The 15,072-nt window shown below is 65.8% G+C and carries 14 protein-coding genes and 1 tRNA gene; 6 read left to right on the forward strand and 9 right to left on the reverse strand.

The window, feature by feature from the left end; all coding sequences use genetic code 11:
- Positions 1-66: 66 nt before the first annotated feature.
- Entirely contained in the window at positions 67-546 is a 480-nt protein-coding gene (locus tag ASE76_RS01735) for a C40 family peptidase (protein WP_055833776.1), read from the forward strand.
- Between the two features lie 81 nt (positions 547-627).
- Here ASE76_RS01735 and ASE76_RS01740 read toward each other — a convergent pair whose 3' ends face one another.
- From ASE76_RS01740 to ASE76_RS01755, 5 genes are all read right to left on the reverse strand, one after another.
- Entirely contained in the window at positions 628-1,026 is a 399-nt protein-coding gene (locus ASE76_RS01740; protein ID WP_055835468.1) for a type II toxin-antitoxin system HicB family antitoxin, read from the reverse strand.
- Positions 1,027-1,031: 5 nt separating this feature from the next.
- On the reverse strand, positions 1,032-1,223 hold the full coding sequence (locus tag ASE76_RS19825; protein ID WP_082447841.1) for a type II toxin-antitoxin system HicA family toxin: 192 nt from the start codon (positions 1,221-1,223) through the stop codon (positions 1,032-1,034).
- A 339-nt stretch (positions 1,224-1,562) separates the two neighbouring features.
- Positions 1,563-1,639, reverse strand: a tRNA-Val gene (locus tag ASE76_RS01745).
- A 106-nt stretch (positions 1,640-1,745) separates the two neighbouring features.
- The gene (locus tag ASE76_RS01750) at positions 1,746-3,971 is read right to left on the reverse strand and encodes a bifunctional (p)ppGpp synthetase/guanosine-3',5'-bis(diphosphate) 3'-pyrophosphohydrolase (RefSeq protein WP_055833778.1); all 2,226 of its coding nucleotides are present in this window, start codon (positions 3,969-3,971) and stop codon (positions 1,746-1,748) included.
- Complete coding sequence (locus ASE76_RS01755; protein ID WP_082447842.1) at positions 3,968-4,936, reverse strand: alpha/beta fold hydrolase; 969 nt, start codon at positions 4,934-4,936, stop codon at positions 3,968-3,970. Before ASE76_RS01755 ends, ASE76_RS01750 begins: the two co-directional genes overlap by 4 nt.
- Before the next feature lie 90 nt (positions 4,937-5,026).
- Here ASE76_RS01755 and ASE76_RS01760 point away from each other — a divergent pair, with 90 nt between their 5' ends.
- Positions 5,027-5,806: a 3-hydroxybutyrate dehydrogenase gene (locus ASE76_RS01760; protein ID WP_055833784.1), complete on the forward strand. Its 780-nt coding sequence runs from the start codon at positions 5,027-5,029 to the stop codon at positions 5,804-5,806.
- 54 nt (positions 5,807-5,860) lie between these two features.
- Here the strand turns inward: ASE76_RS01760 and ASE76_RS01765 are convergent, their stop codons facing one another.
- Positions 5,861-6,568 carry an SIMPL domain-containing protein gene (locus ASE76_RS01765; RefSeq protein WP_055835471.1) on the reverse strand — a complete coding sequence of 236 codons (708 nt, stop codon included), beginning with the start codon at positions 6,566-6,568 and terminating at the stop codon, positions 5,861-5,863.
- A gap of 180 nt (positions 6,569-6,748) precedes the next feature.
- Between ASE76_RS01765 and ompR the strand changes: the two genes are divergently transcribed.
- Complete coding sequence (gene ompR / locus ASE76_RS01770) at positions 6,749-7,480, forward strand: two-component system response regulator OmpR (RefSeq protein ID WP_055835473.1); 732 nt, start codon at positions 6,749-6,751, stop codon at positions 7,478-7,480.
- Between the two features lie 166 nt (positions 7,481-7,646).
- The gene (locus ASE76_RS01775; RefSeq protein ID WP_236698302.1) at positions 7,647-9,074 is read left to right on the forward strand and encodes an ATP-binding protein; all 1,428 of its coding nucleotides are present in this window, start codon (positions 7,647-7,649) and stop codon (positions 9,072-9,074) included.
- Here ASE76_RS01775 and ispF read toward each other — a convergent pair.
- Complete coding sequence (ispF, locus tag ASE76_RS21050; protein ID WP_055833787.1) at positions 9,060-9,539, reverse strand: 2-C-methyl-D-erythritol 2,4-cyclodiphosphate synthase; 480 nt, start codon at positions 9,537-9,539, stop codon at positions 9,060-9,062. The genes ASE76_RS01775 and ispF overlap by 15 nt on opposite strands.
- A gap of 24 nt (positions 9,540-9,563) precedes the next feature.
- Entirely contained in the window at positions 9,564-10,379 is an 816-nt protein-coding gene (gene ispD / locus ASE76_RS21055) for a 2-C-methyl-D-erythritol 4-phosphate cytidylyltransferase (protein WP_236698332.1), read from the reverse strand.
- A 128-nt stretch (positions 10,380-10,507) separates the two neighbouring features.
- Here ispD and mfd point away from each other — a divergent pair, with 128 nt between their 5' ends.
- Together mfd and serB are read left to right on the forward strand one after the other, a co-directional pair.
- A complete protein-coding gene (gene mfd, locus ASE76_RS01790) occupies positions 10,508-14,005 on the forward strand; it encodes a transcription-repair coupling factor (RefSeq protein WP_055833793.1) in 3,498 nt (1,165 codons plus the stop codon).
- Positions 14,002-14,712 (forward strand): phosphoserine phosphatase SerB, encoded by a 711-nt coding sequence (serB, locus tag ASE76_RS01795; protein WP_055833796.1) that lies wholly within the window; start codon positions 14,002-14,004, stop codon positions 14,710-14,712. Before mfd ends, serB begins: the two co-directional genes overlap by 4 nt.
- A 45-nt stretch (positions 14,713-14,757) precedes the next feature.
- Here the strand turns inward: serB and ASE76_RS01800 are convergent, their stop codons facing one another.
- Positions 14,758-15,033, reverse strand: coding sequence for a hypothetical protein (locus ASE76_RS01800; RefSeq protein WP_055833799.1), 276 nt, complete (start codon positions 15,031-15,033; stop codon positions 14,758-14,760).
- Positions 15,034-15,072: the final 39 nt, after the last annotated feature.

The raw sequence follows: 15,072 nt of genomic DNA on the forward strand, positions 1-15,072 counted from the left end.
TCAGCAGGCGCGGAACTGCCGGCGCCCGGGGTTTCCGCGCCGTCGCGTCCATGCCAGACTTGCGGCATGCGTGCACTCATCGCCCTGGCCCTGGTCTCGTCCTCGCTGCTGCTGGCGGCCTGCAGCAGCGGCCCACCCACCCGGGCGGCGCGCCCTCCGGTCTACCGCGAACTCACGCCGCAGGAATCGAGCAACATCGCGATCCACGCCCTGGGGCTGGTCGGCACGCCCTACCGCTACGGCGGCAACACGCCGCAAGGCGGCTTCGACTGCAGCGGCCTGATCGGATACGTCTACCGCAGCCAGGCCGGCGTGGCACCGCCCCGCACCGTGGCGCAGCTCGACGGCTTCGGCGAACCGGTCGATGCGCGCTCTGTCCGCACCGGGGACCTAGTGATCTTCGGCAGCGGCCGGCCGAACCATGCGGGCATCTACGTGGGAGAAGGCCGGTTCGTGCATGCGCCGTCGAGCGGCGGAGAAGTGCGGCTGGATCGGCTGGACAGCCGCTACTGGGCGCGGCAGTCAGTGGCGTTTCGGCGGCCTTGATAGCGAAACGCAGAAAGGCGATAAGGCCTGCTCCGAAACGGGTCGAAGCTACCCGAGAGTCAACCGTACCAAGCTATGCGGTCAGCGCTCTCTCGCACGCCCCAGCATCTGTTCGGACGCAGTGGCGAGAAAAGCAGACCGGCTCATATTGCGAGACTCGGCGAACATGTCGATCTTGTGGACCAGCTGCTCGGACATGCTGATGTTGATGCGGATCGCCTTGGTACTGACTTTCGACAGGTCGATATCCACCAACATCCAGTAGCCGCCCTGGAACCGGACATCGTCCACCAGCAAGGAAGGATCGCTGGCCGTGGGCACATCGAACTTTTCACCTTCGAAGTGCGCCTGGACTGCCTCCTGCGCGGCACGTGGCAGTTCCTCCAGTACATCGGCGGCGGCGAAGCAAGCTTCGAAATCGGGAAACGTCAGCCCATAGGCACTGTGGTCGTCCTTGTGGACATAGGCTGGGAAAAACATGTTCGTCACTCCTTCCAATTCCATCCGGCTTGGCGGTAGATGTTGCGGACAGTGCCGACGGGAAGATCCTTCTTCGGGTGTGGAACCACGACATGTCCCGGCAGCGAAGGATGTTTGAACTTCGTGTGACTGCCAACGGTCGCCACGTTTTTCCAACCTTCAGCCTTGAGACGTTTGACGATCAGCTTGCTGTCCATGCATTCAATTTTAGTTACTACACAAAATTGCGCAAATAGGCATGCGACCGTGGCTCGGACAGCGGCCTTGATCCAACAAGTGATTCAGAAATTCCGGGGGGACCCACGTTCGGCGAGCGTGGGTCGAGTCCGCGGCCGCCCCAGATATCGACGCCTGGATAGCCCGACTGATGACCGGTTTGCAGAGCCTGCTTAAAATCCGACGAATACTGTGGCCGGTCGGTTGGTGCTTCAGCGAGCGCAAAAGCCGACACGGGGCACTCCAATCTAGCGTTTTCCAAACAGGCAACAAAAAAGCACCTAGCGTTTCCGCTAAGTGCTTTGTTCATCTACCAAATCTGGTAGGCGCGATTGGAATCGAACCAACGACCCCCACCATGTCAAGGTGGTGCTCTAACCAACTGAGCTACGCGCCTGTGGCTTGTTTGCCAAGACCGCGATCATAGCATTAAAAATCGGCGCGCCGAACCGATCCGCGCTTCGGTATGCGATCCGGACGTTGCGGGCGATCGGGTCGGGGGCTCAACGACGGCGCGCAGACCGCACGCCGGGCACCGAGCCCACCGCGCCCAGCACCTTGCCGAGGCGTCCCGAATCGGCGATCTCGACGGTGAACGTCATCCAGGCCGTGCCCTTGACCGACTGGGTCTGCACGCCGACGACGTTGGTCTTTTCCTTCGCGAACACCTCGGAGATATCGCGCAGCAGCGCCTGCCGGTCGGCCGCCTCGATCATCACATCGACCGGGTAGACGTCGGCCACCTCGCGCTTGGAGGCGCCCCACTCCACCTCGATGACCCGCTCGGGCGCGCGGGCCGACATCTCGCGGAAGTTGCTGCAGTCGCTGCGGTGCACGCTGACGCCGCGGCCGCGGGTCACGAAGCCCAGGATCGGGTCGGGCGGCGCCGGCTTGCAGCACTTGGCCAGCTGCGTCATCAGCGAGTCGAGGCCCACCACCAGCACGCCGCCGCGCGGCGAGGTCTCGATGCTGTTGGCCGAACGGCGCAGCACGTAGTCGTCGGGCTCCATCGCCGGGACCGGCGGGCGCAGCAGCGTCTCGATGTTGCGCAGCGAATACTCGTCCTTGCCGACGGCCTCGAACAGATCGTCGGCGGCCTTGAAGCCCAGCTGCCCGGCCAGGTCTTCCAGGTTGACGCTGGTCTTGCCCTGGCGCTGCAGGAGCTTCTCGACCGATTCGCGGCCACGCGCCACCTGTTCGTGGGTGATCAGCGCGTTGAACCAGGCACGCACCTTGGCGCGGGCACGGTGGCTGGTGAGATAGCCCAGCTCGGTGTTGAGCCAGTCGCGCGACGGCCCGCCTTCCTTGGCGACGGTGATCTCCACCGTCTGGCCGTTCTGCAGCGGCGTGTCGAGCGACACCATCACGCCGTCGACCCGCGCCCCGCGGCAGCGGTGGCCCACGGAGGTGTGCACGCTGTAGGCGAAATCGACCGGCGTGGCGCCCTGCGGAAGCTCCACCACCGCGGCGTCGGGCGTCAGGACGTAGATGCGGTCCTCGAACAGGCCGCGTCCGCGCTGGTCGCCCGAGAGGTCGCGCTCCCAGGCCAGCAGCTGGCGCAGCACCGCGATCTTGGCGTCGTATTCGCTGCTGGCCGACACGCCGGCATAGCCCTTCTGGCCGGCCTCCTTGTACGCCCAGTGAGCCGCCACACCGTGTTCGGCATGGTCGTGCATCGATTGCGTGCGGATCTGGATCTCCACCGGTTTGCCGGCCTCGTCGCGCACCACCGTGTGCAGCGATTGGTAGCCGTTGGGCTTGGGCTTGGCGATGTAGTCGTCGAACTCTTCGACGATCGGCGAGAAGCGTTCGTGCACCCAGCTCAGGGCCGCGTAGCAGTCCTTGACGGTCGAGACGACCACCCGCAATGCCCGGATGTCGAAGACCTGGTCGAAGCCGAGCGACTTGCCGCGCATCTTGCGCACGATGCTGTAGATGTGCTTGGGCCGGCCCTGGACCGTCGCGGCGATGCTGCGCTGGCGCAGTTCCGACTCCAGACCGGCGCGCAGCTGCTCCATCGAGACTTCGCGCTCGACGCGCTTCTCGTCGAGCAGCCGCGCGACGTCGCGGTAGGTGTCCGGCTCCAGGAACCGGAACGCCAGGTCTTCCATTTCCCATTTGATCTGCCAGATGCCCAGCCGGTTGGCCAGCGGCGCGAACACGTGCAGCGATTCGCGCGCGATGCTCGGCGCCATCGGCACCTTGTTCGATGCGCTGTAGCGCAGCGTTTCCAGCCGCGAGGCGAGCCGCAGCAGCACCACCCGCAGATCGCGCGAGAACGCCAGCAGCATCTTGCGCACGTTCTCGGTCTGCACCGCGGGGTCGTCGACCAACTGCGCGGCGGAGTTGGCGCCGCGGGCCTGCTTCTGCACGTGGATCAGGCGGTTGGTCTCGACCGCGAGGTCGGCGTACTGCTCGCCGAAGGCACGCGCGATCGTCTCGCGGGGCCGGGCCAGGTGCTCGCAGGCATGCACCAGGTAGTTGGCCGCGCGCATCGCCTCCGATCCGCCGATGCCCCGCAGGATGACCGATACCGCATCGGCATGCACCAGCGTGTTCTGGCCGGATTCGAGCAACTCGTTGGCGAGAAAAGGTTCTGCGAAGGCACGGGCGCGGGCCAGCGCCTGGTCCTGTTCGGGCAGGGCATGGGCGGTCGCCACGACGAGCTCGGACACCGGCTCCAGCGGCGCACGGGCCACGGCCCCTGGTGCGGCGACGAGGCTCTTCATGCGGCGGCCGCGTCGCCCAGGAGGAAATCGCGCACGGCCTGCACCTGGTCGGCCGCGACCAGGGTGGGTGCATGGCCCACGCCTTCGAACTCCACCACCCGCGCCCGCGGCCCGCGCCGAGACAGCGCGTCGGCCGTCGCGCGGCTCAGCAGGTCCGAATCGGCTCCGCGCAGCAGCAGGGTCTCGGCGCCGACATGGTCGTACAGGGTCCACAAGACGGCTTCCGACTGCGCGGCGGCTTCGGCCGTCAGCGCTTTCACCGCCACGGCGATGCCGGCGTCGTAGTGCAGCCGCACCGCACCGGGCCGGGCACCGGCGGCATCGGCGCCATCGGCGGGCACGAACATCGGCCGGCTGAGCGTCGCCCAGTCGGCATCGGAATGCGGACCGAACCCCTGCGACACCGAGCGCAGCGCAGCCGTACCCTCCTCGACCGAACCGAATTCCATCGCCGCGCCCAGGTAGCGCGCAATGCGCTGCACCGCGTCCCACTCGATGGCGGGGCCCACGTCGTTCAGCACCATGCGCCGCACCGGTACCGGCAATGGCAACCCCGGCTGGCCGCCGACCACCATGCCGATCAGGCCGCCCATGCTGGTTCCGACCCAGTCGAGGGTTGCGATAGGCGCCTCGGCCTGCAACTGCGCGAGGAGCGCCAGCATGTCGGCGGCATAAAGGGGAATGCCGTAGCCCATCGGGTCCTGCAGCCAGTCGCTGCACCCGCGTCCCACCACGTCGGGGCAGACGACGCGGGCGTGCGGCGCCAGCGCGCGTGCCAGCACGTCGAAATCGCGGCCCTGGCGCGAGAGGCCGTGCACGCAGACCACCACGTGCGGATGCGCCGGATCGCCCGTCTCGTTCCATTCCCAGTACGCCATGCGGTGGCTGCCGTCGTGCGGTTGCGCCCCGCGGGGAGCGCCCGGCAGTCCGGGGCAGGTGACATGGTGGAGTCGCGGTTCGGGCATGGGCATCGGAGGGGAAAACGGGAGGCTGCGGGCCTCCACGGCGGGGCCGATAATGGCTGCGAACATCCTAATTCATCCGAAAGAACTTCCATGCTCACAGGTAAAACGGCTCTCGTCACCGGCTCCACCAGCGGCATCGGGCTGGGCATCGCGGAGGCCATGGCACGCCAGGGCGCCAACATCGTGCTGAACGGTTTCGGCGACGTGGATGGACCGCGCAACCGGGTCCAGGCCGCAGGGGCGGCGGCGGGCATCTCGGTGATCCACCACGGTGCCGACATGTCGAAGCCCGGCGAGATCGCCGACATGATGGCCACCGCCGCCAAGCTCACGGGCAGGGTCGACATCCTGGTGAACAACGCCGGCATCCAGCATGTGGCGAACGTGGAGGATTTCCCGGTGGAGAAGTGGGACGCGATCATCGCGATCAACCTCACCAGCGCCTTCCACACCACCCGGCTCGCCTTGCCCGCAATGCGCGCGGCCAACTGGGGACGGATCGTGAACATCGCCAGCACCCACGGACTGGTCGCCTCGCCGCAGAAGTCGGCTTACGTGGCGGCCAAGCACGGCATCGTGGGCTTCACCAAATCGGTCGCGCTGGAAACGGCGACGACCGGCGTGACCAGCAACGCGATTTGTCCCGGCTGGGTGCTGACGCCCCTCGTGCAGAAGCAGATCGACGCACGTGCCGCGAACGGCGGCGATCCCCAGCAGGCCGAGCGCGAGCTGCTGGGGGAGAAGCAGCCCTCGCTCCAGTTCACGACGCCCGAACAACTCGGCGAGCTGACCGTCTTCCTGTGCTCGGACGCCGCCGTCAACGTACGCGGCGTTGCATGGCAGATAGACGGCGGCTGGACGGCGCAGTAGCGCATCGCGAGGGTGGCGGCAATCCGGCGTCCGGCCGGATCGCGCACCCGCCTGCTACTGCTGCTGCAGTTGCACCGAGCCCGAGATGTTGACCACGACCGTCGTTTTGCCGGCTTCGACGGGTACCGCTTCGTCCGAAACCGCCTTGGAGGCCGCCATCGCCATCATGCGGGGCATCGGCGGCGCCATGCTGTTGGCGTTGACCGAGATTTCGCGCAGTGTGTAGCGCGGGAACCCGAAGCCCTTCGCCAGTTCGGATGCCTTGGTCTTAAAGCTCTCGATGGCGCGGGCCTGCACCTCGGTCTCGGCCTGCAGGCGCTGTTCGCGGCTCAGTCCGAAAGCTGTGCGCGACACGGTCATGGTGTCGATCTTGCCGGCGGTGGCGGTGATGCGCGAGAAATCGCGGCCTTCGAGCACCAGCTCTGCGTTGCCGGTCCAGGAGCCGATCTTTCCTTCCTTGGTGTAGCGCGGCTGCAGGCTGAAATTGCCTGTACGCACATCCATCTGTCCAGGCTGGGCCGCAGCCTTCGCCTTGGTCAGGGCGGCTTCGAGCGCCTGCTTCAACTGCGTCTGCACGACACCGGGATCGGCCCCCTCGCGGGTGGTGCCGAGCACCATGGTGAGCATGTCCTGCGCGATTTCGCCCTGCGCATCGGCGCTGAGTTGCAGCACGTTCTTCGGCTCGGGCAATGTTTGGGCAAAAGTGGCGGAAGCCGAAGCGAGGAGCGCCGCGAATGCTACGTTTTTAATAGTACTGTTCATGGATTCCATAGTTGGTAGAAAGGTTCGAAACCGTACAACACCCGGTCGGTTCGCCATGTTGACGGCACAGGCGCAAATTGCTGGGAAGCCCCGCAAGACTTGTAACAGTTGGTCGGGAAATGGCGCTTTCAGCGGATTTCGGGCCACAAAATGGCCGCTGTTACAAATTTTGGAATGCCCATGACCCAAGCTGCAACCCGTACCGACAAGATCCTGGTGGTGGATGACGACGCCCGCATTCGCGATCTGCTGCGCCGCTATCTGACGCAAGAGGGCTTCGAGGTGATGGTCGCGGAAGATGGAAAGGCGCTCAACCGCATCTTGCTCCGCGACACCGTCGACCTGATCGTGCTGGACCTGATGATGCCGGGCGAAGACGGCTTGTCGATCTGCCGGCGGCTACGTGCGGCCAATGACCGTACTCCCATCATCATGCTGACGGCCAAGGGCGAGGACGTGGACCGCATCGTCGGCCTGGAAGTCGGCGCCGATGACTACCTCGGCAAGCCGTTCAATCCGCGCGAACTGCTGGCCCGCATCCATGCGGTTCTGCGCCGCCGGCCGCCCCAGGAAGCTCCGGGCGCTCCATCGGGCGACAACGAAGTCGTGGCCTTCGGCCCGTTCTCGTTCGACCTCGGCACCCGCGCGCTGCAGAAGAACGGCGAAGAGTTGCCGCTCACAACCGGCGAGTTCGCGATGCTGAAGGCCCTGGTGCGCCATCCGCGCCAGCCCCTTTCCCGCGAGAAGCTGGCCCTGCTGGCCCGCGGCCGGGAGTTCGAGCCTTTCGATCGCAGCCTGGACGTGCAGGTCTCGCGCCTGCGCAAGCTGGTCGAGGTCGATGCCGCCGCGCCGCGCTACATCCAGACAGTGTGGGGCGTGGGCTACGTGTTCGTACCGGACGGTGCCAACTAAGGGTCTCAACCCTTGAGCGCATGGGCAGGTGAGACGATCCTTGCCACATGCTTTTCCACTCGTTCGGCGCGGTCGCCGCGTTCCATCTCCCATGGCGGTAATAGCTTCTCCTCCCCCTCATGGGCTAGCCGAGCCGGACCTGGGAAAAACGCCCGATTCCGAGCAGATGTCGGACGAGGCTCCCCGCGCCCGGATCGGCCTCAATCTCTTCTGGCGGACCTTCTTCCTGCTGGCGATCCTGCTGGTCGGCAGCATCCTGGCGTGGTTGCAAACGCTGCGGGCGCTCGAGTTCGAGCCGCGGGCCCTGCACACCGCGCAGCAGATCGCGTCGCTCGTCAACCTGAGTCGTGCGGCCTTGATCCACGCCGACGCAATCGCACGGGTTTCGCTGATCAAGACGATGGCCGACCAGGAGGGCGTGCGCATCGTCCCCCGCGAGCCCGGCGACACCTTCGAGCCGCTGGAGAACAGCGCCCTCGGCAAGCGGATGACCGAGGAGCTGACCGAGCGCCTGGGCCGCGGCACGGTGATCGCCAAGGAGGTGAACGGTGAGCCCGGTTTGTGGGTCGGCTTCGCGATCAACGGCGACTCCAACTGGCTGCTGCTGGACCGCGCGCGCTTCAGCCCCGCGGGCGGCAAGACCTGGTTGATCTGGCTGGTGACGGCGGCCGCCCTTTCGCTGGCGGGCGCGGCGGCCATCGCCCGGTTGATCAACCGTCCCCTCAAGAAGCTGTCGTCCGCTGCCAACCGGGTGCGCGAAGGCGACTTCGCCACCAGTCCGCTAGACGAGCAGGTCGTCACCAGCGAAATCCGCGAGGTGAACATCGGCTTCAACCGCATGGCGCGCCGTTTGGCCCAGCTGGAACAGGACCGGGTGGTGATGCTGGCCGGCATCTCGCACGACCTGCGCACGCCTTTGGCACGCCTGCGACTGGAGACCGAGATGAGCGTGGCCGATCCCGACGCACGCGACCATATGGTGGCCGACATGTCGCAGCTCGACGCCATCATCGACAAGTTTCTGGATTACGCCCGCCCCGACCATGTCGACCTGAAGCCGATCAGCCTGGCCGACGTGGTGGCCTCCTGCACCTACGCGGTCGAGGACCACGACGAACTGCAGATCCGGGTGGACGTGGCGGACGACCTGAAGGTCATGGCAGACGGCACCGAACTGGCCCGCGTCGTCTCCAACCTGATCGAGAACGCGCGGCGCTACGGCAAGTCGCCAGGCACCGACGTAGCCGAAGTCGAGATCGATGCGCAGGCGCGCGACGACAAAGTCGTATTGCTGGTCCGCGACCATGGGCACGGCGTGCCGCCCGACATGCTCGTCAACCTGACCAAACCGTTCTTCCGGGGCGATACCGCCCGCACCTCGGCCACCGGTGCAGGCCTGGGCCTGTCGATCGTCGACAAGACGGTGCGGCGCATGGGCGGCAAGATCGTGCTGAGCAATGCCCCCACCGGTGGCCTGAGCGCACGCATCCAGCTGGCCCGGGCGTCGGCCGATGGCGCAGCCGCAGTGGCGACCGGGACCGAAAAGCGGTCGTGGCGGCCGTCCGTGATCCGAAAGCCGCTATCTAAACAATAGCACCACCGCACGGGCCTCCATGCTGCGGCCCTCCCCTACCGGCCCCAGCTTCTCGGCGGTCTTGGCCTTGACGTTGACCTGGCCGACCTCGATCTCCAGGACCGACGCGATGCGCGCCCGAATCGCCGGCATGTGCGGCATCAGTTTCGGTGCCTGCGCGATCACCGTGCTGTCGATATTGCCGATCTGCCACCCTTCAGCGCGTACCCGGCGGGCGGCCTCTTGCAGCAGCACGGCCGAATCCGCGCCATGGAAACGGGCATCCGTGTCTGGAAAGTGGGTGCCAATGTCGCCGAGCGCTGCCGCGCCGAGCAGCGCGTCGGTCATCGCATGCAGCAGCACATCGGCATCTGAATGGCCCAGCAGGCCGTACGTATGGGGAATCTCCACACCGCCGAGGATGAGCTTGCGCCCCACCACCAGCGCGTGGACGTCCCAGCCTTCGCCGATCCGGATATTGTTCATGAGGGTTTCCGAAAGAAATAAGGTTCAGACAGGCGCGGATGCCGGGGCAGGCCGTCGTGTGTCGGGATGGGCGTAGGAGCCGGAACGGGCCCGGTGCTCGAGCACCGCCTCGGCCAACGCGAAGTCTTCGGGCCAGGTCACCTTCAGGTTGAGTGCGCTACCGGCCACCAGCAAGGGCTGCAGGCCCGTGGCCTCGATGGCGCTCGATTCGTCGGTGACAGCGGGACCGGCGGCCTGCAGCGCGTCGGCGAGCATTCCGATCCGGAACATCTGCGGGGTCTGGGCCAGCCACTTTCCCGCGCGGTCCAGCGTGGCCTCGACCCGACCGGCATGCGCCGTTTTGAGCGTATCGGCCAAGGGCAGTGCGAGCAGCCCGCCGACGGCATCGCCCAGGCATGCGTCCACCAACCGATCGATCTGCTCGGTCGTGACCAGACAGCGCGCGGCGTCGTGCACCAGCACCCAATCGCCGGTGGATGCCCCCTGCGATAGCAGTGCCTGCAAGCCGTTGGCCACGCTCCGGGCCCGTGTCGCGCCCCCGCATGCGACCACGTTCCACACGTCATCGGGCGTTGAACGCCCAGCGAGGAATCGATCACCCGGGGCAACGGCCACGATACAGCCCGCCAGCCGAGCGACGCCCGCGAATGCGGCTAGCGTATGCAACACCAATGGCTGACCCGCCAACGGCCTGTATTGCTTGGGCTCGGCGCCATTGCCGGCACGGCTGCCGACGCCGGCGCAGGGTACGACGGCCCACACCCGGTCAGGGCGAGGGGAATCGGACGAGGGCGTCGGGTCGGCTGCCGTGGAGGGAGATGTAGGAAAAGGCGCAGACATGCAGGGAAGCGGCACGGGCAGGCGGCAGGAAAAAAGCCGCCATTCTAGAATCGATGCCATCGCACGCACCCCCCACCATCCGGTCGGGGGGTGCTTCCTATTTGCCTCACGATAGTCTGTTGCCCCGTATGGATCTGCCGCGTCTGGTGCCCGGAAAACGTTTCACCCTGCCGCGCCCCCCAGGCTCGGCCGACGCGCTGCTGCTGGCGCAGTTGGGAATGCAGGAAAAATCCGCGGGCAGGCGCACCCTGATCGTGACCTCGGATGCGAACGATGCCCAGCGTCTCATCGACGAGCTGAGCTTCTTCGCGCCTACCTTGCGGTGCGCTTTGTTTCCCGACTGGGAAACCCTGCCCTACGACACCTTCTCGCCGCACCAGGACCTCATCAGCGAGCGGCTGGCCACCCTCTGGCGCATCAGCCAGCGCGATGCCGAAGGTGGTGCCGATGTGGTGGTGGTACCCGCTACGACGGCCTTGTACCGTGTCGCGCCGCCCTCTTTCCTTGCAGGTTACACATTCCACTTCAAGACCAAGCAGCAACTCGACGAGAACCGTCTGCGCGCCCAGCTCACGCTGGCCGGCTACAGCCATGTGACGCAGGTGGTGAGCCCTGGCGAATACGCGGTCCGTGGCGGCCTGATCGACCTGTTCCCGATGGGCTCGCTGGTGCCTTTCCGCGTGGACCTGTTCGACGACGAGATCGATTCGATCCGCACCTTCGACCCGGACACCCAGCGCAGCCTGTATCCGGTGCCCGAAGTCCGCTTGCTGCCCGGTCGCGAATTCCCGATGGACGACGATGCGCGCGCCAAATTCCGCAATCGCTGGCGCCAGTTGCTCGACGGAGACCCGACCAAGAGCCGCATCTACAAGGACATGGGGGCAGGCGTGGCGACGGCCGGCATCGAGTACTACCTGCCGCTCTTCTTCGACGAGACCGCGACGGTGTTCGACTACCTGGGCGATGACGCTACGGTGGTGCTGCACGGCGACCTGGAGCCGGCTTTCCAGCGCTTCTGGACCGACACGCAGGAGCGCTACCGGCTCGTCCGGGGCGACCCCGAGCGGCCCGTGCTCCCGCCCGAATCGCTCTTCCTGGGCGTCGAGCAGTTCTACACACGGGCCAACGCCCATGCACAACTGGTGCTGCGTCCTGGCGTCGAGGATGTCGCCGACAACGCGCATTTCCAGAAACTGGGCGAGTTGTCGGTCACGCGGGGCGCAGAGGATCCGCTGGCACGGCTGAAGGCGCATATCCGCAACACCCAGCACCGCGTGCTGCTGCTGGCCGAGTCGGACGGTCGGCGCGAGAGCCTGCTGGATTTCCTGCGCGCGAGCGACGTCAACCCGCCGGCCTTCGACTCGCTGGCAGAGTTCGAGTCGCACACCGACGAAAAGCTGGGGATCGCCACGGCGGCCTTGGTGACCGGCTTCGCCTGGATCGAAGAAGGCATCGACTTCGTCACCGAGACCGAACTCTTCGCGGCAGGCCCCACCACCCGCAGGCGCCGGCGGCAGGAACAGGTCAGCGACGTCGAGGCGCTGATCAAGGACCTTTCGGAGTTGAACGTGGGCGATCCGGTGGTCCACACCGCGCACGGCATCGGCCGCTACCGCGGGCTGGTCAACATGGACCTGGGCCAGGGCACCAACGCCGACGGTTCGCCGATGCTGCAGGAGTTTCTGCATCTCGAGTACGCGGACAAGGCCACGTTGTACGTACCCGTCAGCCAGTTGCACCAGATCAGCCGCTACACCGGCGTCAGCGCCGACGAGGCCCCCCTGCACAAGCTCGGCAGCGCGCAATGGGACAAGGCCAAACGCAAGGCGGCCGAGCAGGTACGGGACTCTGCGGCCGAGTTGCTCAACATCTATGCGCGCCGGGCGGCCCGCGAAGGCCATGCGTTCCGCTACGCCGCGGCCGACTACGAAATCTTCGCCAACGATTTCGGCTTCGACGAAACGGCCGACCAGCGCGCCGCCATCCACGCGGTGATCCAGGACATGATCAGCCCCCAACCGATGGACCGGCTGGTTTGCGGCGACGTCGGCTTCGGCAAGACCGAGGTGGCGCTGCGCGCGGCGTTCATCGCGGTCACCGGCGGCAAGCAGGTCGCGTTTCTGGCCCCCACCACACTGCTGGCGGAACAGCACTTCCAGACCCTGGTGGATCGTTTCTCGAAGTGGCCGGTGAAGGTGGCCGAAATGAGCCGCTTCCGCTCCGCCAAGGAAATCACCGCCGCGGCCAAGGGCCTGGCCGACGGCAGCGTCGACATCGTCGTCGGCACCCACAAGCTGCTCAGCGAGTCGGTGAAGTTCCAGAACCTGGGCCTGCTCATCATCGACGAGGAGCACCGCTTCGGCGTACGCCACAAGGAGCAGATGAAGGCGCTCCGCGCCGAGATTGACGTGCTGACCCTGACGGCTACGCCGATCCCGCGCACCCTCGGCATGGCGCTCGAAGGGCTGCGCGACCTTTCGGTGATCGCCACCGCGCCGCAGCGCCGGCTGGCCATCAAGACCTTCGTCCGCAACGAAGGCACCGGCGTGATCCGCGAGGCGGTGCTGCGCGAGTTGAAACGCGGCGGGCAGGTGTATTTCCTGCACAACGAGGTCGAGACCATCGAGAACCGGCGCCAGAAGCTGGAGGAGATCATCCCCGAAGCCCGCATCGCGGTAGCGCACGGGCAGATGCCGGAGCGCCAGCTGGAAAAGGTGATGCGCGACTTCGTCGCCCAGCGCTTCAACCTGCTGCTGTGCTCCACCATCATCGAAACCGGCATCGACGTACCAAGTGCGAACACCATCGTGATCAGCCGTGCCGACAAATTCGGCCTGGCGCAGCTGCACCAGTTGCGGGGCCGCGTCGGCCGCAGCCACCACCAGGCCTATGCCTACCTGATGGTGCCCGACACCGAAGGCCTCACCAAGCACGCCAGCCAGCGGCTGGAAGCGATCCAGCAGATGGAGGAGCTCGGCTCGGGCTTCTATCTGGCGATGCACGACCTGGAGATCCGCGGCACCGGCGAGGTGCTGGGCGAGAACCAGTCCGGCAACATGATGGAGATCGGTTTCCAGCTCTACAACGAGATGCTCAACGAGGCGGTGTCGTCCCTGAAGGCGGGGCGCGAGCCCGACCTGCTGGCGCCGCTCTCGGTCACGACCGAGATCAACCTGCACGCACCGGCGCTGTTGCCGGACGACTACTGCGGCGACGTGCATTTGCGGCTCTCGTTCTACAAGAAGCTGGCGACGGCCAAGACGCCCGACCAGATCGACAACCTGCTCGAGGAAATCGTCGACCGTTTCGGCAAGCTGCCGCCGCAGGCGCAGACCCTGATTGACGTGCACCGCCTGCGGGTGCTGGCCAAGCCCTACGGGGTCGTCAAGGTCGACGCCGCACCCGGCGTGACCAGCATCACCTTCCGCGCCAATCCGCCAGTCGAATCGATGCGCATCATCGAGCTGATCCAGAAGAACAAGCACATCAAGCTGGCCGGCAACGAGAAGCTGCGCATCGAGCGCGCGCTGCCCGAGGCGAAAGACAGGGCGCAGATGGTCCGGGATATTCTCCGCAGTCTCGGCCAACCCACGACCAACACCACCACGACCGCCGCCGTATGACGCTTACGCCCCCTGCACCAGGACTCGTCGTCCGCAACCTGCCAGAGCGCATCGCGCTGTCGGACTTCAAGCTCATCGCATTCGACATGGATTCAACGTTGATCAACATCGAGTGCATCGACGAGATCGCAGACGTCGCCGGCAAAAAGGCCGAGGTCGCGGCGATCACCGAAGCCGCCATGCGGGGCGAGATCACGGATTTCAGAGACAGCTTGACGCGAAGACTGGCACTTCTCCGCGGCGTGCCTGCAGAGGCATTGCAAAAGGTCTACGACGAGCGGCTGGAATTGAATCCCGGAGCTCAGACACTGGTTGCAGCCTGCCAGCAGGCAGGTTTGAAGGTACTGCTGGTGTCTGGCGGCTTCACCTATTTTGCAGACCGCATTAAGGAAAGGCTCGGGCTGGATTTCGCGCGCTCCAATCGGCTGGAGTTGACGAACGGAGCACTTACTGGTCGAGTAGAAGCGCAAAGCTGGGGAGACATTTGCGACGGTGCCGAAAAACGCCGGACCGTTATGGACTTGGCATCGTTGATGGGCATCGAAGCCGATCAGGTCATCGCCGTCGGAGATGGTGCCAACGACCTGCCGATGATGGAGGCGTCAGGCCTGTCGGTCGCATTCCATGCCAAACCCAAAGTTCGCGAGAAGGCGGGGGTGGCGATCAACGAAGGCGGACTAGACCGTTTGCTGGAAATCTTGCGCTGATCCTTATCCCTGGAGAATCAGCGCACTCACACGGCGCCCTGCCGATCAATCGAGCCCGAAGTCGATGGCATCGCGTCGCATGGCGACCTCCGGCCGATGGTCCCGAAACAGCTTCGAGATGCCGTCCCGCCCGCTCGCAGCCCGAAACAACAAAGCCCCACCGGCCATCGCCTGGAGCACCGAGGTCATCTTGCAGTCGGTACGGAGTGCTGCCACGACCAGAGCGGTGCCGATGCCTGCCACCGCCAAGTGCTCGCCCGGCAGGCCGGGACGCACGCGGTCGAATTGCTGCCAGTCTTCGATTGCTTCTCTAATACCCATTGATCAAAACTCCTTTGTACGGACGATGATAGCGACGAC

Origin of the sequence: Xylophilus sp. Leaf220 (genome assembly GCF_001421705.1) — a bacterium.
In the GTDB taxonomy this organism is placed as follows: domain Bacteria; phylum Pseudomonadota; class Gammaproteobacteria; order Burkholderiales; family Burkholderiaceae_C; genus Xylophilus.

Coding starts and splice junctions, on each gene's coding strand:
- ASE76_RS01750 (WP_055833778.1), bottom strand. CDS start 3,971: ATGAAGAGCCTCGTCGCCGCACCAGGGGCCGTGGCCCGTGCGCCGCTG.
- ispD (WP_236698332.1), bottom strand. CDS start 10,379: ATGTCTGCGCCTTTTCCTACATCTCCCTCCACGGCAGCCGACCCGACG.
- mfd (WP_055833793.1), top strand. CDS start 10,508: ATGGATCTGCCGCGTCTGGTGCCCGGAAAACGTTTCACCCTGCCGCGC.
- serB (WP_055833796.1), top strand. CDS start 14,002: ATGACGCTTACGCCCCCTGCACCAGGACTCGTCGTCCGCAACCTGCCA.
- ompR (WP_055835473.1), top strand. CDS start 6,749: ATGACCCAAGCTGCAACCCGTACCGACAAGATCCTGGTGGTGGATGAC.
- ispF (WP_055833787.1), bottom strand. CDS start 9,539: ATGAACAATATCCGGATCGGCGAAGGCTGGGACGTCCACGCGCTGGTG.
- ASE76_RS01775 (WP_236698302.1), top strand. CDS start 7,647: ATGTCGGACGAGGCTCCCCGCGCCCGGATCGGCCTCAATCTCTTCTGG.
- ASE76_RS01765 (WP_055835471.1), bottom strand. CDS start 6,568: ATGAACAGTACTATTAAAAACGTAGCATTCGCGGCGCTCCTCGCTTCG.
- ASE76_RS19825 (WP_082447841.1), bottom strand. CDS start 1,223: ATGGACAGCAAGCTGATCGTCAAACGTCTCAAGGCTGAAGGTTGGAAA.
- ASE76_RS01740 (WP_055835468.1), bottom strand. CDS start 1,026: ATGTTTTTCCCAGCCTATGTCCACAAGGACGACCACAGTGCCTATGGG.
- ASE76_RS01735 (WP_055833776.1), top strand. CDS start 67: ATGCGTGCACTCATCGCCCTGGCCCTGGTCTCGTCCTCGCTGCTGCTG.
- ASE76_RS01760 (WP_055833784.1), top strand. CDS start 5,027: ATGCTCACAGGTAAAACGGCTCTCGTCACCGGCTCCACCAGCGGCATC.
- ASE76_RS01800 (WP_055833799.1), bottom strand. CDS start 15,033: ATGGGTATTAGAGAAGCAATCGAAGACTGGCAGCAATTCGACCGCGTG.
- ASE76_RS01755 (WP_082447842.1), bottom strand. CDS start 4,936: ATGCCCGAACCGCGACTCCACCATGTCACCTGCCCCGGACTGCCGGGC.